16 protein-coding genes, 1 tRNA gene and 3 rRNA genes are annotated in these 22,402 nt (G+C 53.3%); 11 read left to right on the top strand and 9 right to left on the bottom strand.

Translation table 11 applies throughout. The features are described from left to right. Nucleotides 1–3 precede the first annotated feature (3 nt). The gene (gene rbsR, locus L463_RS18750) at nt 4–996 is read left to right on the top strand and encodes a ribose operon transcriptional repressor RbsR (RefSeq protein ID WP_003862402.1); all 993 of its coding nucleotides are present in this window, start codon (nt 4–6) and stop codon (nt 994–996) included. Here the strand turns inward: rbsR and mdtD are convergent. Together mdtD and L463_RS18760 are read right to left on the bottom strand one after the other, a co-directional pair. After that, nucleotides 962–2,395 carry a multidrug transporter subunit MdtD gene (mdtD, locus tag L463_RS18755; RefSeq protein ID WP_017383712.1) on the bottom strand — a complete coding sequence of 478 codons (1,434 nt, stop codon included), beginning with the start codon at nt 2,393–2,395 and terminating at the stop codon, nt 962–964. The genes rbsR and mdtD overlap by 35 nt on opposite strands. Next, a complete protein-coding gene (locus L463_RS18760; protein ID WP_003862405.1) occupies nt 2,392–3,099 on the bottom strand; it encodes a FadR/GntR family transcriptional regulator in 708 nt (235 codons plus the stop codon). The genes mdtD and L463_RS18760 overlap by 4 nt, the downstream gene beginning before the upstream one ends. Before the next feature lie 456 nt (nt 3,100–3,555). On the opposite strand from L463_RS18760, the gene L463_RS18765 reads away from it, so the two are divergent. The 4 genes from L463_RS18765 to rrf all read left to right on the top strand — a co-directional run bounded on the left by L463_RS18765 (nt 3,556) and on the right by rrf (nt 8,525). Beyond that, a 16S ribosomal RNA gene (locus tag L463_RS18765) occupies nt 3,556–5,097 on the top strand. An 84-nt stretch (nt 5,098–5,181) separates the two neighbouring features. Beyond that, nucleotides 5,182–5,257 (top strand) — tRNA-Glu (locus tag L463_RS18770). 182 nt (nt 5,258–5,439) lie between these two features. Continuing rightward, a 23S ribosomal RNA gene (locus L463_RS18775) occupies nt 5,440–8,344 on the top strand. A gap of 65 nt (nt 8,345–8,409) precedes the next feature. After that, nucleotides 8,410–8,525, top strand: a 5S ribosomal RNA gene (rrf, locus tag L463_RS18780). The 16S, 23S and 5S rRNA genes sit together here with 1 tRNA gene alongside, the layout of an rRNA operon. Before the next feature lie 99 nt (nt 8,526–8,624). Here the strand turns inward: rrf and mobB are convergent. Both mobB and mobA read right to left on the bottom strand, forming a co-directional pair. Beyond that, complete coding sequence (mobB, locus tag L463_RS18785) at nt 8,625–9,128, bottom strand: molybdopterin-guanine dinucleotide biosynthesis protein MobB (protein WP_017694039.1); 504 nt, start codon at nt 9,126–9,128, stop codon at nt 8,625–8,627. Beyond that, nucleotides 9,125–9,709 carry a molybdenum cofactor guanylyltransferase MobA gene (gene mobA / locus L463_RS18790; protein ID WP_032104854.1) on the bottom strand — a complete coding sequence of 195 codons (585 nt, stop codon included), beginning with the start codon at nt 9,707–9,709 and terminating at the stop codon, nt 9,125–9,127. The genes mobB and mobA overlap by 4 nt, the downstream gene beginning before the upstream one ends. Before the next feature lie 68 nt (nt 9,710–9,777). Between mobA and L463_RS18795 the strand changes: the two genes are divergently transcribed. From L463_RS18795 to dsbA, 3 genes are all read left to right on the top strand, one after another. Then, nucleotides 9,778–10,047: a YihD family protein gene (locus tag L463_RS18795; RefSeq protein ID WP_003861904.1), complete on the top strand. Its 270-nt coding sequence runs from the start codon at nt 9,778–9,780 to the stop codon at nt 10,045–10,047. 75 nt (nt 10,048–10,122) lie between these two features. Continuing rightward, entirely contained in the window at nt 10,123–11,109 is a 987-nt protein-coding gene (locus tag L463_RS18800) for a serine/threonine protein kinase (protein ID WP_023295647.1), read from the top strand. Between the two features lie 27 nt (nt 11,110–11,136). Beyond that, the gene (gene dsbA / locus L463_RS18805) at nt 11,137–11,760 is read left to right on the top strand and encodes a thiol:disulfide interchange protein DsbA (RefSeq protein WP_003861908.1); all 624 of its coding nucleotides are present in this window, start codon (nt 11,137–11,139) and stop codon (nt 11,758–11,760) included. A gap of 22 nt (nt 11,761–11,782) precedes the next feature. On the opposite strand, the gene L463_RS18810 is transcribed toward dsbA, so the two are convergent. Further along, complete coding sequence (locus L463_RS18810) at nt 11,783–12,691, bottom strand: acyltransferase (RefSeq protein ID WP_026080562.1); 909 nt, start codon at nt 12,689–12,691, stop codon at nt 11,783–11,785. Between the two features lie 439 nt (nt 12,692–13,130). Between L463_RS18810 and polA the strand changes: the two genes are divergently transcribed. Continuing rightward, complete coding sequence (gene polA / locus L463_RS18815; protein WP_023295645.1) at nt 13,131–15,923, top strand: DNA polymerase I; 2,793 nt, start codon at nt 13,131–13,133, stop codon at nt 15,921–15,923. A gap of 312 nt (nt 15,924–16,235) precedes the next feature. Here polA and yihA read toward each other — a convergent pair whose 3' ends face one another. Further along, entirely contained in the window at nt 16,236–16,865 is a 630-nt protein-coding gene (gene yihA / locus L463_RS18820) for a ribosome biogenesis GTP-binding protein YihA/YsxC (RefSeq protein WP_003861913.1), read from the bottom strand. 579 nt (nt 16,866–17,444) lie between these two features. On the opposite strand from yihA, the gene yihI reads away from it, so the two are divergent. Both yihI and hemN read left to right on the top strand, forming a co-directional pair. Further along, entirely contained in the window at nt 17,445–17,960 is a 516-nt protein-coding gene (yihI, locus tag L463_RS18825; RefSeq protein WP_015569898.1) for a Der GTPase-activating protein YihI, read from the top strand. A 188-nt stretch (nt 17,961–18,148) separates the two neighbouring features. Beyond that, entirely contained in the window at nt 18,149–19,522 is a 1,374-nt protein-coding gene (gene hemN, locus L463_RS18830) for an oxygen-independent coproporphyrinogen III oxidase (protein ID WP_015569899.1), read from the top strand. A 100-nt stretch (nt 19,523–19,622) separates the two neighbouring features. On the opposite strand, the gene L463_RS24200 is transcribed toward hemN, so the two are convergent. From L463_RS24200 to glnL, 3 genes are all read right to left on the bottom strand, one after another. Then, nucleotides 19,623–19,733, bottom strand: coding sequence for a YshB family small membrane protein (locus L463_RS24200; RefSeq protein WP_017382667.1), 111 nt, complete (start codon nt 19,731–19,733; stop codon nt 19,623–19,625). A 109-nt stretch (nt 19,734–19,842) separates the two neighbouring features. Then, a complete protein-coding gene (gene glnG, locus L463_RS18835) occupies nt 19,843–21,255 on the bottom strand; it encodes a nitrogen regulation protein NR(I) (protein ID WP_003861919.1) in 1,413 nt (470 codons plus the stop codon). A gap of 11 nt (nt 21,256–21,266) precedes the next feature. After that, nucleotides 21,267–22,316, bottom strand: coding sequence for a nitrogen regulation protein NR(II) (gene glnL, locus L463_RS18840; protein ID WP_003861923.1), 1,050 nt, complete (start codon nt 22,314–22,316; stop codon nt 21,267–21,269). Nucleotides 22,317–22,402: the final 86 nt, after the last annotated feature.

The raw sequence follows: 22,402 nt of genomic DNA, 5'->3' as shown, positions 1-22,402 counted from the left end.
CGCTTGGCCACAATGAAAGATGTCGCCCGTATGGCGGGCGTTTCTACCTCGACTGTCTCCCACGTAATCAATAACGATCGCTTCGTCAGCGAGGCGATTCGGGAGAAAGTTGACGCTGCAATTAAAGAACTCAACTATGCGCCGTCTGCGCTGGCCCGCAGCCTGAAGCTCAACCAGACGCGCACCATCGGCATGCTGATCACGGCCAGTACCAACCCTTTTTATTCTGAACTGGTGCGCGGCGTGGAGCGCAGCTGCTTCGAGCGCGGCTACAGCCTGGTGCTGTGCAATACCGAAGGCGATGAGCAGCGCATGAACCGTAACCTGGAAACGCTGATGCAAAAACGCGTCGACGGGCTGCTGCTGCTCTGTACCGAAACGCATCAACCTTCGAAAGAGATCATCCAGCGTTACCCTTCTATTCCCACGGTGATGATGGACTGGGCGCCGTTCGACGGCACCAGCGATCTGATCCAGGATAACTCGCTGCTGGGCGGCGATATGGCGACTCAGCATCTGATCGATAAAGGTCATACCCGCATTGCCTGTATTACCGGCCCGCTGGATAAAACCCCGGCGCGCCTGCGTCTGGAAGGCTATCTTTCGGCCATGGAACGGGCGGGGCTTGCCATTCCTGATGGCTATCGCATCACCGGCGATTTCGAATTTAACGGTGGATTTGAAGCAATGCAGAAACTGCTGGCGCAAGAGCCGCGTCCGCAGGCGGTGTTTATCGGTAACGATGCGATGGCATTCGGAGCATATCAGGCGCTGTATCAGGCGGGATTACGTGTTCCGGACGACATGGCGATCGTCGGTTACGATGATATCGAACTGGCGCGCTACATGACGCCCCCACTGACCACCATCCATCAGCCGAAAGATGAACTGGGCGAGCTGGCCATCGATGTGTTGATCCACCGCATGGCCCAGCCCACGCTGCAACAGCAACGTTTGCAGCTTACTCCTGTTCTGATGGAACGCGGTTCGGTTTAGCCTTCTCTTTGTGACGCTCTTTAATCAGGTTCCGGCCGTCTTTTGGTTTTAACAACATAAAGACCACCGCCGATACCACGGTAAGCGCGCCCATAGTGATAAAGGTATAGTGGAACTGCTCAACGGTATTAGTTCCCTCGAACCCTTCATAAAACCGCAGTACCGCCGCGCTCACGGCAACCCCGAGGCTGATCGACAGCTGTTGAGTGACCGCCAGTACGCTGTTGCCGCTGCTGGCATTCTCGTCGGTGAGGTCCGCAAGGGTGATGGTGTTCATCGACGTAAACTGCGTCGACATGGCCATACCCAGCACAAACAGCGGCAGGATCAGCATCCAGATTGGTAACGCCGCAGATTGCAGGGAGAACTGCGCAATCATCAATCCGATAAAGATCGTCACGCCAATCAGCGTCTTACGATAGCCAAACCAGCGCAGCACCTGCGTGACCGTCGATTTTGCCAGAATCGAGCCCATCGCCGTGGGCGCCATCATGCAGCCAGCAATCAGGGCCGGATAGCCGAAACCGACCTGGAGCATCAGCGGCATCAGGAACGGTACGCAGCCCGTGCCCAGACGCGAGGCAATATTGCCCGCGATCCCGACGGAGAACGTTCGGGTGTTAAACAGAGATAAAGAGATAAGCGGTGTCGGATGGCGACGCGCATGACGTATATATAGAAGGAACAGCAGAATACCGCTGAGGATGACGGCCAGCGCCAGCCACGTCGCTACGATTTTCTCGCCAAACAGCTCCATCCCGCTGGAGAACAGGACCAGGCTCAGGCCAAACAGGAAGAAACCACCCATATCGAAGCTGCGTCTTGGCGTGGTGAAGTTCGGCATATATTTGCGGGCATAAATCAGCCCTGCCACACCAATCGGAATATTAATCAGGAAGATCCAGTGCCAGCTAGCCCAGGTCACCAGTACGCCGCCGAGAACCGGGCCAAGTATCGGGCCGACCAGCCCCGGCATAGTCACAAAGTTGAGCACCGGGAGCAGTTCGCTGCGCGGATAGGCGCGTAATAACGCCAGACGCGCGACGGGCATCATCATCGCGCCGCCTATCCCCTGTAGAACGCGGAAGATAACCAGTTCCGTCAGAGAGGTGGAGAGGGCGCAAGCCAGAGAACCGAGCGTGAACAGCGTCACCGCCAGCATGAACACTTTGCGTGTGCCGAAACGATCGGCCAGCCAGCCGCTGACCGGAATAAGCATCGCCACCGTCAGGGTGTAGCTGATGATGGCGGATTGCATCGCCAGCGGGGAGCGGTTAAGGCTTTGGGCTATGGCGGGAAGGGCGGTATTGAGGATAGTGGCATCCAGTGCCTGCATAAAGAACGCCATGGCTGCAATCCACGGCAGTCCGGCCATACTGCGTGCTTTTTTCTCTGTCATTTATTTACCTGCTGGTGGGTTGGCGCGGCCAGCAACGCCTGGCACGCACTCAGGGCTCGCTGCCCGTCGCTCTCCTGAATGGCATCGACTATCGCCTGATGCAGATCCAGCTTCACCACCTCATCCTGCGTGATAGAGGTAAAGTAAGTGTGGTACACAGAATGGAATAAAGAAGCAAAGGAGGTCAGGAAAGGATTTCCGCTCATATTATAGATATGTTCATGCCAGGCCATATCGACCGCTATCCAGCGCTCGCGGTTAAAGTGCTTTTTCAGATCCACCATCTCTTCCATCAAAGTATTGAGCTGCGCTTTTTGCTCGGCTGTGCCGAGCGTGGCGGCAAGCAGGCAGGCCTGAGGCTCAAGACTGCTGCGCATGACCAGAAAGTGATCGACGACCTGATTAAAGTTATCTTCGGTCATCCACCAGGTGAGTAACTCCTGATCGAGAAAGTTCCAGTTTCCCTGAGGCATAACGCGGGTGCCAATGCGCGGGCGTGGAAGCACCATCCCTTTCGCCGTTAATGTTTTTACCGCTTCGCGAACGGCGGTACGGCTAACGCCAAACTGATCTCCCAGCTCCATCTCGCTTGGCAGGATGCTGCCTGGAGCATATTTACCCGCTAAGATCAGCTGCGCCAGTTTCTCTGCCAGCACATAGGACAGGTTTTTTTGAGCTGCCAGCTGTTGTGCGCTTAATGGCATCGCTTTTATTCCTTAAATATTGATGCGGTTAATTATGCCATCTCAGGTGTGATTGTGGTTGCAGATACATCAAATAGAACAATTTGTAGCTTGAACTCATCGCTTTTGGTGAAAAAAAACACGGTCAGAAACTTTTTTTAAATTTCCTCTTGTCACTTCAGAAGAACTCCCTATAATGCGCCTCCACTGACACGGAACAACGGCACGCAAGCCGCCGGGTCAGCAGAGAAAAAGCAAAACAAACGCTTGACTCTGAAGCGGGAAAGCGTAATATGCACACCCCGCGCCGCAGCGAAAACGAAGCGGCACTGCTCTTTAACAATTTATCAGACAATCTGTGTGGGCACTCAAAGTGACATGGATTCTTAATGTCTTCGGACACTAAATGAATACCAAGTCTCAACGAGTGAACACGTAATTCATTACGAAGTTTAATTCATTGAGCATCAAACTTTTAAATTGAAGAGTTTGATCATGGCTCAGATTGAACGCTGGCGGCAGGCCTAACACATGCAAGTCGAACGGTAACAGGAAGCAGCTTGCTGCTTTGCTGACGAGTGGCGGACGGGTGAGTAATGTCTGGGAAACTGCCTGATGGAGGGGGATAACTACTGGAAACGGTAGCTAATACCGCATAACGTCGCAAGACCAAAGAGGGGGACCTTCGGGCCTCTTGCCATCGGATGTGCCCAGATGGGATTAGCTAGTAGGTGGGGTAACGGCTCACCTAGGCGACGATCCCTAGCTGGTCTGAGAGGATGACCAGCCACACTGGAACTGAGACACGGTCCAGACTCCTACGGGAGGCAGCAGTGGGGAATATTGCACAATGGGCGCAAGCCTGATGCAGCCATGCCGCGTGTATGAAGAAGGCCTTCGGGTTGTAAAGTACTTTCAGCGGGGAGGAAGGCGATAAGGTTAATAACCTTGTCGATTGACGTTACCCGCAGAAGAAGCACCGGCTAACTCCGTGCCAGCAGCCGCGGTAATACGGAGGGTGCAAGCGTTAATCGGAATTACTGGGCGTAAAGCGCACGCAGGCGGTCTGTCAAGTCGGATGTGAAATCCCCGGGCTCAACCTGGGAACTGCATTCGAAACTGGCAGGCTAGAGTCTTGTAGAGGGGGGTAGAATTCCAGGTGTAGCGGTGAAATGCGTAGAGATCTGGAGGAATACCGGTGGCGAAGGCGGCCCCCTGGACAAAGACTGACGCTCAGGTGCGAAAGCGTGGGGAGCAAACAGGATTAGATACCCTGGTAGTCCACGCCGTAAACGATGTCGACTTGGAGGTTGTGCCCTTGAGGCGTGGCTTCCGGAGCTAACGCGTTAAGTCGACCGCCTGGGGAGTACGGCCGCAAGGTTAAAACTCAAATGAATTGACGGGGGCCCGCACAAGCGGTGGAGCATGTGGTTTAATTCGATGCAACGCGAAGAACCTTACCTACTCTTGACATCCAGAGAACTTAGCAGAGATGCTTTGGTGCCTTCGGGAACTCTGAGACAGGTGCTGCATGGCTGTCGTCAGCTCGTGTTGTGAAATGTTGGGTTAAGTCCCGCAACGAGCGCAACCCTTATCCTTTGTTGCCAGCGGTTAGGCCGGGAACTCAAAGGAGACTGCCAGTGATAAACTGGAGGAAGGTGGGGATGACGTCAAGTCATCATGGCCCTTACGAGTAGGGCTACACACGTGCTACAATGGCGCATACAAAGAGAAGCGACCTCGCGAGAGCAAGCGGACCTCATAAAGTGCGTCGTAGTCCGGATTGGAGTCTGCAACTCGACTCCATGAAGTCGGAATCGCTAGTAATCGTGGATCAGAATGCCACGGTGAATACGTTCCCGGGCCTTGTACACACCGCCCGTCACACCATGGGAGTGGGTTGCAAAAGAAGTAGGTAGCTTAACCTTCGGGAGGGCGCTTACCACTTTGTGATTCATGACTGGGGTGAAGTCGTAACAAGGTAACCGTAGGGGAACCTGCGGTTGGATCACCTCCTTACCTTAAAGAACCTGCCTTTGTAGTGCTCACACAGATTGTCTGATGAAAAGTAAATAGCAAGGCGTCTTGCGATTGAGACTGTACGTCCCCTTCGTCTAGAGGCCCAGGACACCGCCCTTTCACGGCGGTAACAGGGGTTCGAATCCCCTAGGGGACGCCACTTGCTGGTTCGTGAGTGAAAGTCACCTGCCGTCATATCTCAAAACTGACTTGCGAGTCATGTTTGAGATATTTGCTCTTTAAAAATCTGGATCAAGCTGAAAATTGAAACGACACACAGCTCATGTGTGTTCGAGTCTCTCAAATTTTCGCAATCAGAAGTGAAACATCTTCGGGTTGTGAGGTTAAGCGACTAAGCGTACACGGTGGATGCCCTGGCAGTCAGAGGCGATGAAGGACGTGCTAATCTGCGAAAAGCGCCGGCGAGGTGATATGAACCCTTGACCCGGCGATGTCCGAATGGGGAAACCCAGTGCAATCCGTTGCACTATCGTTAACTGAATACATAGGTTAACGAGGCGAACCGGGGGAACTGAAACATCTAAGTACCCCGAGGAAAAGAAATCAACCGAGATTCCCCCAGTAGCGGCGAGCGAACGGGGAGCAGCCCGGAGTCTGAATCAGCTTGTGTGTTAGTGGAACGGTCTGGAAAGTCCGACGGTACAGGGTGATAGTCCCGTACACGAAAATGCACATGCTGTGAACTCGAAGAGTAGGGCGGGACACGTGGTATCCTGTCTGAATATGGGGGGACCATCCTCCAAGGCTAAATACTCCTGACTGACCGATAGTGAACCAGTACCGTGAGGGAAAGGCGAAAAGAACCCCGGCGAGGGGAGTGAAAAAGAACCTGAAACCGTGTACGTACAAGCAGTGGGAGCCTCTTTATGGGGTGACTGCGTACCTTTTGTATAATGGGTCAGCGACTTATATTCTGTAGCAAGGTTAACCGTATAGGGGAGCCGAAGGGAAACCGAGTCTTAACTGGGCGTTAAGTTGCAGGGTATAGACCCGAAACCCGGTGATCTAGCCATGGGCAGGTTGAAGGTTGGGTAACACTAACTGGAGGACCGAACCGACTAATGTTGAAAAATTAGCGGATGACCTGTGGCTGGGGGTGAAAGGCCAATCAAACCGGGAGATAGCTGGTTCTCCCCGAAAGCTATTTAGGTAGCGCCTCGTGAACTCATCTTCGGGGGTAGAGCACTGTTTCGGCTAGGGGGCCATCCCGGCTTACCAACCCGATGCAAACTACGAATACCGAAGAATGTTATCACGGGAGACACACGGCGGGTGCTAACGTCCGTCGTGAAGAGGGAAACAACCCAGACCGCCAGCTAAGGTCCCAAAGTCATGGTTAAGTGGGAAACGATGTGGGAAGGCACAGACAGCCAGGATGTTGGCTTAGAAGCAGCCATCATTTAAAGAAAGCGTAATAGCTCACTGGTCGAGTCGGCCTGCGCGGAAGATGTAACGGGGCTAAACCATGCACCGAAGCTGCGGCAGCGACACTATGTGTTGTTGGGTAGGGGAGCGTTCTGTAAGCCGTTGAAGGTGTGCTGTGAGGCATGCTGGAGGTATCAGAAGTGCGAATGCTGACATAAGTAACGATAAAGCGGGTGAAAAGCCCGCTCGCCGGAAGACCAAGGGTTCCTGTCCAACGTTAATCGGGGCAGGGTGAGTCGACCCCTAAGGCGAGGCCGAAAGGCGTAGTCGATGGGAAACAGGTTAATATTCCTGTACTTGGTGTTACTGCGAAGGGGGGACGGAGAAGGCTATGTCAGCCGGGCGACGGTTGTCCCGGTTTAAGCATGTAGGCGGAGGTTCCAGGTAAATCCGGTACCTTATTAACGCTGAGGTGTGATGACGAGGCACTACGGTGCTGAAGTGATAAATGCCCTGCTTCCAGGAAAAGCCTCTAAGCATCAGGTAACACGAAATCGTACCCCAAACCGACACAGGTGGTCAGGTAGAGAATACCAAGGCGCTTGAGAGAACTCGGGTGAAGGAACTAGGCAAAATGGTGCCGTAACTTCGGGAGAAGGCACGCTGATGTGTAGGTGAAGCCCCTGCGGGCGGAGCTGAAATCAGTCGAAGATACCAGCTGGCTGCAACTGTTTATTAAAAACACAGCACTGTGCAAACACGAAAGTGGACGTATACGGTGTGACGCCTGCCCGGTGCCGGAAGGTTAATTGATGGGGTTAGCGGCAACGCGAAGCTCTTGATCGAAGCCCCGGTAAACGGCGGCCGTAACTATAACGGTCCTAAGGTAGCGAAATTCCTTGTCGGGTAAGTTCCGACCTGCACGAATGGCGTAATGATGGCCAGGCTGTCTCCACCCGAGACTCAGTGAAATTGAACTCGCTGTGAAGATGCAGTGTACCCGCGGCAAGACGGAAAGACCCCGTGAACCTTTACTATAGCTTGACACTGAACACTGGTCCTTGATGTGTAGGATAGGTGGGAGGCTTTGAAGCGTGGACGCCAGTCTGCGTGGAGCCAACCTTGAAATACCACCCTTTAATGGCTGGTGTTCTAACGTAGACCCGTAATCCGGGTTGCGGACAGTGTCTGGTGGGTAGTTTGACTGGGGCGGTCTCCTCCCAAAGAGTAACGGAGGAGCACGAAGGTTGGCTAATCCTGGTCGGACATCAGGAGGTTAGTGCAATGGCATAAGCCAGCTTGACTGCGAGCGTGACGGCGCGAGCAGGTGCGAAAGCAGGTCATAGTGATCCGGTGGTTCTGAATGGAAGGGCCATCGCTCAACGGATAAAAGGTACTCCGGGGATAACAGGCTGATACCGCCCAAGAGTTCATATCGACGGCGGTGTTTGGCACCTCGATGTCGGCTCATCACATCCTGGGGCTGAAGTAGGTCCCAAGGGTATGGCTGTTCGCCATTTAAAGTGGTACGCGAGCTGGGTTTAGAACGTCGTGAGACAGTTCGGTCCCTATCTGCCGTGGGCGCTGGAGAATTGAGGGGGGCTGCTCCTAGTACGAGAGGACCGGAGTGGACGCATCACTGGTGTTCGGGTTGTCATGCCAATGGCACTGCCCGGTAGCTAAATGCGGAAGAGATAAGTGCTGAAAGCATCTAAGCACGAAACTTGCCCCGAGATGAGTTCTCCCTGAGACTTTAAGTCTCCTGAAGGAACGTTGAAGACGACGACGTTGATAGGTCGGGTGTGTAAGCGCAGCGATGCGTTGAGCTAACCGATACTAATGAACCGTGAGGCTTAACCTTACAACGCCGAAGGTGTTTTGGCGAAGAGACGAAATTTTCAGCCTGATACAGATTAACAGAATTTGCCTGGCGGCTTTAGCGCGGTGGTCCCACCTGACCCCATGCCGAACTCAGAAGTGAAACGCCGTAGCGCCGATGGTAGTGTGGGGTCTCCCCATGTGAGAGTAGGGAACTGCCAGGCATCAAACACGTGAAGAGGCCATCCGGAAGGATGGCCTTTTTGCGTTTGTTTGTTGAAAAACGGCAGGCCGGGTAAGGCGAAGCCGCCACCCGGCAGATCTCAGACTGCACACCACGCCAAAATAAACGCTGCAATCCCCTCCACATTATTCAAATCCAGAACCGGTACTTCCAGCGACAACGCAACGTCACTGGCCACGGCAATCACATGCTCATCCAGCATTAGTTCGCTAACATCATGCCCGGCGCCGTTTCTGAACAGCAAGATCTTAGGCACGGCCTCATGCTTAAACCCCTCAACCAGCACCAGATCCAGCGTGGAGTGATCCATCCGGCTGACAAGATAAGCGAGATCCAGCGGTGCTTCATCCGGTGTTTCTGTCATTAACGCCCAGCGCTGGTTACTCGCCACCATCGTTTGTGCAGCGCCAGCCTTACGCAGCTCGTAGCTATCTTTCCCCGGCTTATCGACATCCATGTTATGGTGCGTATGCTTAATCAATCCGGGACGAATGCCTTTGGCGCAAAGTGCAGGTATTAGTTTTTTTAGCAGCGTAGTCTTCCCGGTGCCACTCCAGGCAGAGATCGCTAATACGGGTATCATTTCTTCTCCTGCATTATCTGCAAATCTTCCGTCGTGTTTACATTCACAAACGCCGATTTCATGTCGCTGAAATCAACGGAATGCCCTCCGGACTGACGCATAAATACCATAACGCGTCGCTCTCCTGCGGCCAGGTAATCTTCCAGCGCGGATATTAACGAGCGATTAATCAATGCGATCGCTGGATGGTCGCGTTCACCGTCGTGTACCCAGACGACGGGAGCACCACCGCGCCGCTGCACCAGACGTTCAACCAGGCAGGACGGGATGAAGGGCGTATCACATGAACAAAAGAGAAACCACTCTCCATGCGACTGCTGCATAACGGAAAGCATTCCCGCCAGCGGACCGGGGTAGTCCACCAGGTTATCCTGATAAACCGGATACCCGCTGCGCTGATAAATATCAACATGTCGGTTAGCGCTGATCGCCATCGAGGACACCTGATCTGCAAGCGTACCAGCAACATGCTGCCATAATGGTGTGTTGTTCAGGAGCTGAAGCCCCTTATCCTTTCCGCCCATTCGCGTTGCCCTGCCCCCGGCCAGAACAACTCCGATGATTTCCTGGCATTGATTCACGAATATCGCCTCTTTTATTGTGGGATTGACCCTGCTAACGTGTCTCTCTAAATGAAAGGAGCACTACCATGAAATGTAAACGTCTTAATGAAGTCATTGAGCTTCTCCAGCCGGCCTGGCAAAAAGAGCCAGAGCTGAATCTGATGCAATTTTTACAGAAACTGGCGAAAGAGTCAGGTTTTGATGGTGAACTGGCAGACCTTTCTGACGACATCCTGATCTATCACCTGAAAATGCGTGACTCGGCTAAAGATGCTGTTATTCCTGGCATTCAGAAAGATTATGAAGAGGATTTTAAAACCGCATTACTGCGTGCCCGAGGCGTAATTAAAGAGTAAAAGCTTGTAAGCGGAGCCACCGAAATCTCCACAAGATGATATCCTGAATCATTCGTATAATTTCCGGATGATCGGATGAACGACCAGGCTTTTACTTTCCAGACATTACACCCGGATACCATTATGGATGCGCTGTTCGAACAGGGTATTCGGGTGGATTCCGGGTTAACCCCTTTAAACAGCTACGAAAACCGTGTCTACCAATTTCAGGACGAAGAACGCCAGCGCTTTGTCGTAAAGTTTTACCGTCCACAGCGCTGGTCCGCAGAACAAATTCAGGAAGAGCATCAGTTTGCCCACGATCTGCTGGATGACGATGTTCCCGTTGCGGCACCCATTAAATTCAATAACCAAACGCTGCTGACCCATCAGGGCTTTTACTACGCGGTATTTCCGAGCCTGGGCGGAAGACAGTTTGAGGCAGATAATATTGATCAGATGGAATGGGTTGCCCGCTATCTGGGGCGCATTCATCAGACGGGACGTAAAAAACCGTTTGTTGCCCGTCCGACGATTGGTGTTCAGGAATATCTTATTGAGCCGCGACAGGTATTCGAAACATCGGCGCTGATCCCGAATGCGCTAAAGGATAATTTCCTCACGGCGACCGATAAGCTTATTGATGCTGTAAAAGCCTGCTGGCGGGATGATATTACTACTCTGCGCCTGCACGGTGACTGCCACGCCGGGAATATTCTCTGGCGCGATGGCCCACTATTTGTCGATCTTGATGACGCACGTATGGGACCCGCGGTGCAGGATCTGTGGATGCTGCTCAACGGTGATAAAGCCGAGCAGCGCATGCAGCTTGAGACCATAATTGAAGCTTATGAAGAATTTAGCCCCTTTAATTCAGACGAAATTGCCTTGATAGAACCTTTACGTGCGATGCGATTTGTTTATTATCTCGCGTGGTTAATCAGGCGTTGGGAAGACCCGGCTTTTCCCCGAAATTTCCCCTGGCTTACCGGGGAGGATTACTGGCGCAACCAGATATCCACATTTACCGCGCAGGTTAAGGTTCTACAGGAACCCCCTTTGCAATTAACGCCGATGTATTAATTGGACACACCCAGGAGAGAGTTAATCATGAAAAAAATTTGGCTGGCGCTGGCTGGTATGATTCTGGCATTTAGCGCAACTGCTGCGCAGTTTACCGACGGCAAGCAGTACATTACGCTGGACAAGCCTGTTGCTGGCGAGCCTCAGGTGTTGGAGTTCTTCTCCTTCTACTGCCCGCACTGCTACGAGTTTGAGCAGGTACTTCATGTTTCTGACAACGTGAAGAAAAAGCTGCCGGAAGGCACCAAAATGACGAAATACCACGTTGAGTTCCTTGGCCCACTGGGTAAAGATCTGACTCAGGCATGGGCGGTCGCGATTGCGCTGGGTGTGGAAGATAAGATCACCGCGCCTATGTTTGAAGCCGTACAGAAAACCCAGACCGTACAAACTACGGCAGATATCCGTAAAGTGTTCGTGGATGCCGGTGTTAAAGGTGAAGACTACGACGCTGCCTGGAACAGTTTCGTGGTGAAATCTCTCGTGGCACAGCAGGAAAAAGCTGCCGCTGACTTCCAGTTGCAGGGCGTGCCGGCGATGTATGTTAACGGCAAATACCAGGTGAATATGCGTGGTATGGACACGACCAGCATGGATATCTTCGTACAACAGTACGCTGATACCGTGAAATACCTGGTTGAGAAAAAGTAACAAACATAAAGAAAAACGCCGGTCACTGACCGGCGTTTTTGTATGAAGATTTAATCTTCGCTATCTGCTCGTCTTTCTCTTTCCAGAGTGTATTAAGCCAAAGCTGGAAACGACGTTTGAAGTTTTTATCGTTGACGTAATCTCCGTGCAGCTCAGTATTGACGGGCACCAGATCAACGCGGACAACGATACGCGTCAGCCTGCCGCTGAGCATATCGTAGAACGGCGTCCTGTCGTTTTCCGGATAGCAGAGCGTTACGTTTAACAATTTATCGAACTGCTCACCCAGCACGTTGAGCGCCATTGCGATACCCGCAGCCTTTGGCGGCAACAGGTTCTGATAAGGAGAGCGAGTTTGCTGGCGCTTCTCTTCGGTAAAGCGCGATCCTTCGACGAAGTTAACAATGGTGGTGGGATGCGCGCGAAACTTCTCGCAAGAACGGCGCGTGGTTTCCACGTCCTTACCGCGGCGTTCCGGATGACGAATCAAATAGCTGCGTGAATAGCGTTTCATAAACGGCATATCCAGCGCCCAGCAGGCCAGACCAATGAAAGGCACCCAGGCCAACTGCTGTTTCAGAAAGTATTTGTTCATCGGAATGTGTTTGCGAAACAGTACGCACAATACAACGATGTCGGCCCAGCTGTGGTGATTGCAGATCAGCAGATACCAGTTCTTTTTGTTCAGCTTCTCCAGCCCCTGAACATCCCACTTCAGCCAGGGGTTCAGATGCAGCAGGATCGCCAGCCCTTCACACCAGCAGTACATCATAAAATTACAAAAAGCAGACACCGCGCGCCATACCGGAGGGACAGGCAGCAGGAGCTTAATTATTCCGGCAACGATGATTGGCACAGAACAGGCGATGGTAACCAGAATAGTTAAAATGACGCTTAACCATAATGTTATCGCTGCGAGTATTCTCGACATAATGAATTTATTCAGATAGTTAGCTGTAATTGAGCAGCCGGCTATCCGGTGCTGGGCGCCGATCTTATCAGAAATTCGCTCAGACCAGGGCGGTTTCACACCAGGAGGCTGCGGCTTTTCCTGCCAGGCAGCGAATTTTTGCATATAGACAGAGTGCTTAAGTCTTATATCCACATAGACTAAATAAACATCAGTGAAGCGCGATCTTAAGTGATCTTATAGCAATGCTTTGATTTTATTATATAAATAAGTTTTCAGTATCACTTTTATAAAGCTGTTATTCACCTGTATTAAAAATATGCACAAACTTATCCACAGTTTTGTTTTGCGAGCGATCTTCCCGATCGCAAAATCTTTTTCTGTATAAAGCGCTAAAACCTGATGTTTTCATCCTTCTGTGGCATCCTTTACCCATAAATTCATAAAAGGCACGGACATTATGGTTCAGATCCCAGAAAACCCACTTATACTCGTCGATGGCTCTTCTTACCTGTATCGGGCGTATCATGCGTTTCCTCCTCTGACCAACAGCGCAGGGGAACCTACCGGCGCAATGTACGGCGTGCTGAATATGCTTCGCAGCCTGATTCTGCAATACCACCCAACCCATGCGGCCGTGGTGTTTGATGCGAAGGGTAAAACCTTCCGCGATGAATTATTTGAGCATTACAAATCTCACCGTCCCCCTATGCCTGACGATCTGCGTGCGCAAATTGAACCGTTGCACGCTATGGTGAAAGCGATGGGGCTGCCACTGCTGGCGGTGTCAGGCGTTGAAGCTGATGACGTAATTGGTACCCTGGCGCGCGAAGCGGAAAAAGCAGGCCGCCCGGTTCTGATCAGTACCGGTGATAAAGACATGGCGCAGCTGGTAACGCCCGGGATCACGCTGATCAACACCATGACAAACACCATTCTTGGCCCGGAAGAAGTGGTCGCCAAATATGGCGTGCCGCCAGAGCTCATTATTGATTTCCTCGCCCTGATGGGCGATTCCTCGGATAACATTCCTGGCGTACCGGGCGTAGGCGAAAAAACAGCTCAGGCGCTGCTGCAAGGGCTGGGCGGGCTGGATACGCTGTATGCAGAACCCGACAAAATTGCCGGTCTTACCTTCCGTGGCGCAAAAACCATGGCCGGAAAGCTCGCCGATAACAAAGAGGTGGCTTATCTCTCCTATCAGTTGGCCACCATCAAAACTGACGTAGAGCTGGAGCTTACCTGCGAGCAGCTGGAAGTGCAGGAACCCGCCGCCGACGAACTGCTTGGCCTGTTCAGAAAATACGAATTTAAACGCTGGACCGCGGATGTTGAAGCCGGGAAATGGCTTCAGGCGAAAGGGGCTAAACCTGCGGCGAAGCCGAAAGAGACCATCGTTGTCAATGCCGAAGAGCAGGCAGAAGAAGAGGCGGTAGCGCTCTCCTTCGACAACTATGAAACCATCCTTGAAGAGTCACGGCTCATCGCCTGGATTGAAAAGCTGAAAAAAGCGCCAGTATTTGCTTTCGATACCGAAACGGACAGCCTCGATAACATTACGGCCAATATGGTGGGGCTGTCATTCGCAACGGAGCCGGGTATTGCAGCCTATGTTCCGGTGGCTCACGACTATCTGGATGCGCCGGAGCAAATCTCCCGCGAGCGCGCCTTAGAACTGCTGAAGCCGATTCTGGAAGACGAGAAAGCGCTGAAGGTCGGGCAAAACCTGAAGTACGACCGCGGTATTCTGCAAAACTACGGCATTGAGCTGCGTGGTATCGCTTTTGACACCATGCTGGAATCTTACATTCTGGACAGCGTGGTGGGCCGCCATGATATGGATTCCTTATCCGATCGTTGGCTGAAACACAAAACCATCACCTTTGAAGAAATTGCCGGGAAGGGCAAAAATCAGCTGACCTTTAACCAGATCGCGCTGGAAGAAGCAGGCCGCTACGCCGCGGAAGACGCTGACGTCACGCTACAGCTGCATCTCAAAATGTGGCCGAAATTGCAGAAGCACGAAGGGCCGCTGAATGTGTTCCAGAACATTGAGATGCCGCTGGTGCCTGTGCTGTCCCGCATTGAGCGCAATGGCGTTAAAATCGACCCAACGGTGCTGCATAACCACTCTGGTGAGCTGGCGCAGCGCCTGACCGAGCTTGAACAGAAAGCGCATGAGCTTGCTGGCGAGGCATTTAACCTGTCTTCACCGAAACAGCTGCAAACCATCCTGTTTGAAAAACAGGGTATCAAGCCGCTGAAGAAAACCCCGGGTGGCGCCCCTTCAACGTCTGAAGAGGTGCTGGAAGAGCTGGCGCTGGACTATCCGCTGCCAAAAGTTATTCTGCAATACCGTGGTCTGGCTAAGCTGAAATCGACCTATACCGACAAACTGCCGTTGATGATCAACCCGAAAACGGGCCGCGTGCACACCTCCTATCACCAGGCTGTGGCGGCGACCGGGCGACTTTCGTCAACCGATCCCAACCTTCAAAACATTCCGGTGCGTAATGAAGAGGGCCGTCGTATTCGCCAGGCTTTCATTGCGCCAGAGGATTACCTGATTGTCTCCGCGGACTACTCGCAAATCGAACTGCGTATTATGGCGCACCTGTCACGCGACAAAGGCCTGCTGACGGCCTTTGCCGAAGGGAAGGACATCCACCGGGCAACCGCTGCCGAAGTGTTTGGGCTGCCGCTGGAGAGCGTGACAAACGAGCAGCGTCGTAGTGCAAAAGCGATCAACTTCGGTCTGATTTACGGCATGAGTGCCTTTGGTCTTTCACGCCAGCTCAATATCCCGCGTAAAGAGTCGCAGAAGTATATGGATCTCTACTTCGAGCGGTATCCGGGCGTGCTGGAATATATGGAACGTACCCGCGCACAGGCGAAAGAGAAAGGCTACGTTGAAACGCTGGATGGCCGTCGTCTCTACCTTCCGGACATCAAATCCAGCAACGCCGCGCGCCGGGCTGGTGCTGAACGTGCTGCGATCAACGCCCCTATGCAGGGCACTGCGGCGGACATCATTAAACGCGCAATGATTGCCGTCGATGCCTGGCTCGAAAAAGAGAAACCGCGCGTGAAAATGATCATGCAGGTACACGATGAACTGGTCTTTGAAGTTCATAAAGACGATCTGGAGACGGTCTCTCAGAAGATCCATGAACTGATGGAAAACAGCATGAAGCTGGACGTTCCGTTGCTGGTGGAAGTGGGTAGCGGCGAAAACTGGGATCAGGCTCACTAAGGGTTATCGGAATAACGCGCGTTTTATGTAAGTAAGCAACATAAGTACGCGCGTTTTGTGACGATCATTAGAATTCCCTATGTAAAGAATGAAAAAAAACTACAAAAAGTGCTTTGTCCAGCGATAAAAAAAGAGTAGAGTTAACGACGTAGGGTACAGAGGTAAGATGTTCTATCTTTCAGACCTTTTACTTCACGTAATCGGATTTGGCTGAATATTTTAGCCGCCCCAGTCAGTAATGACTGGGGCGTTTTTTATTGCGGCAAAGAAAGTTTCAGGCGAAAAAAAGCGCGGTCATCGCCGCGCCTGTTGTTACTCTGCTTCCGCTTCAGTCGCCGGTTCCAGATCGTTAAACCAGCTGTCGAGCTTCTGTCGCAGTTTATCCACGCCCTGCTTTTTCAGCGAGGAGAACGGTTCAACCTGTACATCACCGTTGAATGCCAGCACCGCTTCACGAACCTTGTTCACCTGCGCCTTGCGCGCGCCGCTTGCCAGCTTATCCGCTTTTGTCAGCAGCACCAGCACCGCAATATCGCTTGCCACCGCCCAGTCAATCATCTGCTGGTCGAGATCTTTTAGCGGATGACGAATATCCATCAGCACCACCAGACCTTTCAGACACATGCGTTTTTCCAGGTATTCGCCCAGCGCACGCTGCCATTTGATCTTCATCTCTTCCGGTACCTGCGCGTAACCGTAGCCCGGTAAATCGACCAGGCGTTTGCCTTCAGCCACTTCAAACAGGTTAATCAGCTGAGTACGGCCAGGTGTTTTCGAGGTACGCGCCAGGTTTTTCTGATTGGTGAGCGTATTCAGGGCACTGGATTTTCCCGCATTGGAGCGGCCAGCAAATGCCACTTCAATCCCTGTGTCTGAGGGCAGGTGGCGAATATCGGGCGCACTGGTGACAAAATGCGTCTGTTGGTAGTTCCAGGTAGTCACGTGGTCGTCTCCAAAAATCGTAATCTGCGGGGATTATACCTGAATGCGGGCAAAAGGCTTTTCCCTTCGTCATTGACATGTAAGTGAAAGCCCTACGGAATGTAAGAGATCTGCCCTAAAGCGTATGAGAAATTTAAGAGAAATCGCAGGCGCTAAAAAACTCAAAATATTAAAATTCAAAGAGTTATTAATGAGTAATTATCTGAAAATCCGGTTTTGTACCTTTTCATAGCTTGTTAGTTTAAGGGAACAAGGTAAAGTGTGTGCCAGGGCGAGGATGCCAACAGGATAACGACTTAAGGATAAGGGTCAGGAGCGCCAGGAGGCGAAGACTCAGGATTGTCAGGACGACCGGCGCCTGGAGGCGTTTTTAACAGGAAACGGAACCGTATCACGGACGGTAGTAGCCAAGGGATAAACAGGGTTTGTTGCAGGCAAACAGGGAATGTCTGACCCGTTAAGGGTTGTGAGTCAGGAAAAAAGGCGACAGATTGCTCTGTCGCCTTTTTTCTTTGCTTGCTTTCTGCTAGATTTCGCCGCAATTCTATACTGAAGAAAACGACTTAAAGATAAAACATCATGAAAAAACCGACCTCCGCTGCGGGCGTGAAACGCCCTGCAAAAGCACGCCGCAAAACGCGCGAAGAACTGAATCAGGAAGCGCGCGATCGCAAACGCGATAAAAAACATCGTGGCCATGCTGCGGGTAGCCGTGCTAACGGTGGCGGTGCCGCAGGCGCTTCTGCAAAAGGCAAACAGCAGAAAGATCCTCGTATCGGCAGTAAAACTCCCATTCCACTGGGCGTGACAGACACGCCGGTCACTAAGCAGCACAAACCAAAGAGCGAGAAACCTATGCTTTCACCGCAGGCTGAGCTGGATATGCTGGAGAACGATGAGCGCCTGGATGCGCTGCTGGAACGTCTTGAAGAGGGTGAAACCCTGACCGCTGAAGAGCAGTCCTGGGTGGACGCCAAACTGGACCGCATTGATGAACTGATGCAGAAGCTGGGTCTGTCCTACGATGATGAAGAAGACGAAGAGGAAGATGAAAAGCAGGAAGATATGATGCGTCTGCTGAAAGGTGGAAACTAACATTTGCACCCGGCAGGTACACTCGTCCTGCTTATAACCCTTCCGGTTATATGTTATCTGGTGTGGTTATTCGTTAAACTACGGCGGTTGTCGCGGCGACAGAAGTGGCTGCGCACCCGAATGATGTCCCGCAACGGGACCAGAACGGGCCGCCGTATACGAACGCGACACCAACGGAAGGAGTGAGCATGTCTGTACCATCTATCGACTGGGATTTGGCCCTGATCCAGAAATATAACTATTCCGGGCCGCGTTATACCTCATACCCCACCGCGCTGGAGTTTTCTGACGCTTTCGGCGAGGCGGATTTTCAGCAAGCTGTGGCGCGCTATCCCGAGCGCCCGCTGTCGCTCTACGTCCATATTCCGTTCTGCCATAAGCTCTGCTACTTCTGCGGCTGCAATAAAATCGTTACCCGCCAGCAGCACAAAGCCGATCAATACCTCGATGCGCTCGAACAGGAAATTCTGCACCGCGCACCGCTGTTTAAAGGGCGTCACGTCAGCCAACTTCACTGGGGCGGTGGTACGCCAACTTATCTGAATAAAGCGCAGATCAGCCGCCTGATGGCGCTGCTGCGCGGCAATTTTAGTTTTAACGACGACGCCGAAATTTCGATCGAGGTCGATCCGCGTGAAATCGAGCTGGATGTGCTGGATCATTTACGTGCCGAAGGTTTCAACCGCCTGAGTATGGGCGTACAGGACTTCAACAAAGAAGTACAGCGCCTGGTAAACCGCGAGCAGGACGAAGCGTTTATCTTTGCCTTACTCAACCATGCGCGTGAAATCGGCTTTACCTCAACGAATATAGACCTGATTTACGGCCTGCCGAAGCAGACGCCGGAGAGCTTCGCCTACACGCTTAAACGCGTGGCTGAGCTTAACCCGGACCGTCTGAGCGTCTTTAACTATGCGCACCTGCCGACGCTGTTCGCCGCTCAGCGCAAAATCAAAGATGCGGATCTGCCTTCCGCCCAGCAGAAGCTGGACATTTTGCAGGAGACCATCGCCTCGCTGACCGAAACCGGCTATCAGTTTATCGGAATGGATCACTTTGCCCGCCCTGACGATGAGCTGGCGATTGCCCAGCGCGAAGGTGTTCTCCACCGTAACTTCCAGGGCTACACCACCCAGGGCGATACCGATCTGCTCGGAATGGGCGTCTCCGCCATCAGCATGATTGGCGACTGCTACGCCCAGAATCAGAAAGAGCTGAAGCTGTACTATCAGCAGATAGACGAAACCGGCAACGCGCTGTGGCGCGGCATTGCGCTAACGCGCGACGACTGCATCCGTCGGGACGTGATTAAGGCGCTTATCTGCAACTTCCGTCTCGAATTTCGCGAGGTGGAGTCGCAATGGGATCTGCAATTCAGCGATTACTTTGCCGAAGACCTGAAGCTTCTGGCGCCGCTGGCGAAAGACGGGCTGGTGGATGTGTCGGAGAGTGCGGTTGTCGTCACGCCGAAAGGACGTCTGTTGATTCGTAATATCTGCATGTGCTTCGATGCCTATCTGCGTCAGAAGGCGCGTTTACAGCAGTTCTCGCGGGTGATTTGAGCTGTAATGCCGGGTGGCGGCTTTGCCTTACCCGGCCTACTTAAGTGCGAGATGTAGGCCGGGTAAGCGAAGCGCCACCCGGCTTTTCATCGACAGCTCGTTAGCTAAACAGCCCAACCAGTGCCGCACACAATACCGCCGCAACGGCAGTTTGTGGCGTGTGGCTTTCTGCTGCTCCGCTCGAAAGCAAAGTCACTAATGATTCCAGCATGATGCTCCCCCTGTTTCCGGGCACGATCATACAAAACTCATCGGAACAGTAAAGCGCAAAATAACGGCACTTTGCGCTCAATTAGTAACCTTTACACAGCGGAGTAAGATCACTCCATTCCCAGCTCTTTCAGCTTGCGCGTCAGGGTGTTTCGACCCCATCCCAACAGGCGAGCCGCTTCCTGTTTGTGGCCCTGGGTATGACGAAGCGCGGTAGTCAACAGCGTGCGCTCCATCTCAGGCTGCGCTTCGGAGAGCAGATTTTGATGACCGGAACGCAGCGCGCGATCTGCCCACTGCGCCAGCAGCGTCGCCCAGCTGTCCGGCAGCGCATGTCCGGCGGTGCTTTCGGGCACGGTGGCTTCAAACAGCTCGGCGGGGAGATCCTGAATCAACACTTCCTGTCCGGCGGCCATCACGGTCAGCCAGCGACAGGTGTTTTCCAGCTGACGCACGTTGCCCGGCCACGCCAGACGGGTGAGGGCGGCATCCGTTTCCGGATGAAGCTGCTTGGCTTCCACGCCCAGCTCGCGGGCCGCCACTTGCAGGAAATGGCGCGCCAGACGCGGGATATCTTCCCGACGCTCGCGCAGCGGCGGGAGGTGGACGCGGATCACGTTCAGACGATGGAATAAATCCTCACGGAATTTCCCCTCCTGCACGCGCAGCTCCAGGTTCTGGTGCGTCGCGGCAATAATACGCACGTCCACCTTCACCGGCGCATAGCCGCCCACGCGGTAAAACTGGCCATCTGCCAGCACGCGCAGCAGTCGGGTCTGAACATCCAGCGGCATATCGCCGATTTCATCCAGGAATAGCGTTCCGCCGTCAGCCTGTTCAAAGCGTCCCTGACGAATGGTATTTGCCCCGGTAAACGCCCCTTTTTCGTGGCCGAACAGCTCAGATTCAATCAAATCTTTGGGGATCGCCGCCATGTTCAGGGCGATAAAGGGCGCTTTCGCCCGCGGGCTGTGGCGATGCAGGGCGTGCGCAACCAGCTCTTTACCGGTCCCTGATTCACCGTTAATCAAGACGCTGATAGACGAGCGCGACAGACGCCCGATGATGCGAAACACGTCCTGCATGGCTGGCGCTTCACCGATGATGTCCGTCGTAGGCCCGAAATCCGGCGCGTGACGGGGCTGCTGTTGCTCCTGATAGTGGCTGATGGCGCGTTCGACCAGGGCAACGGCTTCGTCGATATCAAACGGTTTTGGCAGATAATCAAACGCCCCCTGCTGGTAGGCGCTAACGGCGGCATCCAGGTCGGAGTGAGCGGTCATTATGATGACCGGAAGCATAGGGTGGCGCTGTTTGATCTGCTTTAAGAGCGCCAGTCCGTCCATGCCCGGCATGCGAATATCCGAGAGCAGAACGTCCGGCGTTTTGGTGGTGAGTGCGTCGAGCACCTCGCTGCCGCTCTCAAACGTCGTGCAGCTTAATCCCGCTCCTGTGAGCGCGCGTTCAAGCACCCAACGGATGGAGCTATCGTCATCGACTACCCAGACTATCCCTCGTTGCATAAACGTCACCTTTATTTTTTAATCGGCAGGAAAACCGAAAACTCGGTATGTCCCGGCCAACTGGTAAATTCAATTTTGCCGGAGTGTTGGTCAATCAAATTACGGGCTATGGATAACCCCAGCCCGGTGCCGCCTTCGCGACCGCTGACCATCGGGTAGAACAGGGTGTCCTGGAGATGCGGCGGGATCCCCGGCCCGTTATCTTCCACATCAATACGTGCCGCCAGACGATAACGCACGCCGTGCAGCGTCAGCTGGAACGCGGTGCGGGTACGCAGAATAATTTCGCCACCCTCCGGGCCCAGCGCCTGCAACGCGTTACGCACAATGTTCAACAGCACCTGTTCAATCTGGTCCGGATCGTGCGCCAGCTCCGGCAGGCTTGGGTCGTAATCACGCACCAGCGTGACGTTATCCGGCAGCTCCATAGAGACGAGTTTCACCACCCGCTCCGCGACCTTGTGAATGCTTTCTGAAACATGCATCCCCGGCTGCTGCGGCCCGAGCAGGCGATCGACCAGATTACGCAGACGGTCCGCCTGCTCGATAATGACGTTGGTATACTCCGCCAGGGCAGGGTCAGGCAGCGCTTTGGTCAAAAGCTGTGCCGCACCGCGTAAGCCGCCCAGCGGGTTTTTAATTTCATGAGCCAGCCCGCGTACCAGGTCGCGCGCCGCAATCTGCTGAGCATGCTGTAGCTGCTCCTGGCTGAGACGACGCTGGTTATCCATCGGCGCCATTTCCAGCAGAATCATGCCATCTGGCAGGCGCTGTGCGGTGAGGGACAAAATATGCGAGCGTCCGTCAATCACCAGCGTCACTTCGTTATCGGTGAAGCCCTGACCCGCCTGCAAACTCTCCTGCATCAGGCCAATATTCAGCGAGAAATAGCTCAGCAGTTCCGGCAGCGGCGTGCCAAACAGTTTACGGGCGCTTTGAGCGAGCAGCTGCTGCGCCGCCGGGTTGGCGTAATGCACCGCCAGCTCGTCGTCGACCAGCAAAATACTGTTAATCAAAGAATTGAGGATCTGCCCAGCATCGGGCAGCGTGCCAGTTGCCATTCAGCAGTCTCCTGGAGTCGTTGCACTATTTTAGTGCAGTATAGCGTTTTAGAGGTAAAAAGCGCGTGAGATCAGGTTGTTGGTGG

Origin of the sequence: Enterobacter sp. BIDMC 27 (assembly GCF_000534415.1) — a bacterium.
GTDB lineage: Bacteria > Pseudomonadota > Gammaproteobacteria > Enterobacterales > Enterobacteriaceae > Enterobacter > Enterobacter hormaechei_C.
This window is presented reverse-complemented; position numbering and strand designations above follow the sequence as displayed.

Excerpts from the sequence above, each read along its gene's own strand:
- mdtD (WP_017383712.1), bottom strand. The coding sequence starts at position 2,395 with ATGACAGAGAAAAAAGCACGCAGTATGGCCGGACTGCCGTGGATTGCA.
- L463_RS18760 (WP_003862405.1), bottom strand. The coding sequence starts at position 3,099 with ATGCCATTAAGCGCACAACAGCTGGCAGCTCAAAAAAACCTGTCCTAT.
- mobB (WP_017694039.1), bottom strand. The coding sequence starts at position 9,128 with ATGATACCCGTATTAGCGATCTCTGCCTGGAGTGGCACCGGGAAGACT.
- L463_RS18795 (WP_003861904.1), top strand. The coding sequence starts at position 9,778 with ATGAAATGTAAACGTCTTAATGAAGTCATTGAGCTTCTCCAGCCGGCC.
- L463_RS18800 (WP_023295647.1), top strand. The coding sequence starts at position 10,123 with ATGAACGACCAGGCTTTTACTTTCCAGACATTACACCCGGATACCATT.
- dsbA (WP_003861908.1), top strand. The coding sequence starts at position 11,137 with ATGAAAAAAATTTGGCTGGCGCTGGCTGGTATGATTCTGGCATTTAGC.
- L463_RS18810 (WP_026080562.1), bottom strand. The coding sequence starts at position 12,691 with ATGTCGAGAATACTCGCAGCGATAACATTATGGTTAAGCGTCATTTTA.
- polA (WP_023295645.1), top strand. The coding sequence starts at position 13,131 with ATGGTTCAGATCCCAGAAAACCCACTTATACTCGTCGATGGCTCTTCT.
- yihI (WP_015569898.1), top strand. The coding sequence starts at position 17,445 with ATGAAAAAACCGACCTCCGCTGCGGGCGTGAAACGCCCTGCAAAAGCA.
- hemN (WP_015569899.1), top strand. The coding sequence starts at position 18,149 with ATGTCTGTACCATCTATCGACTGGGATTTGGCCCTGATCCAGAAATAT.
- L463_RS24200 (WP_017382667.1), bottom strand. The coding sequence starts at position 19,733 with ATGCTGGAATCATTAGTGACTTTGCTTTCGAGCGGAGCAGCAGAAAGC.
- glnG (WP_003861919.1), bottom strand. The coding sequence starts at position 21,255 with ATGCAACGAGGGATAGTCTGGGTAGTCGATGACGATAGCTCCATCCGT.
- glnL (WP_003861923.1), bottom strand. The coding sequence starts at position 22,316 with ATGGCAACTGGCACGCTGCCCGATGCTGGGCAGATCCTCAATTCTTTG.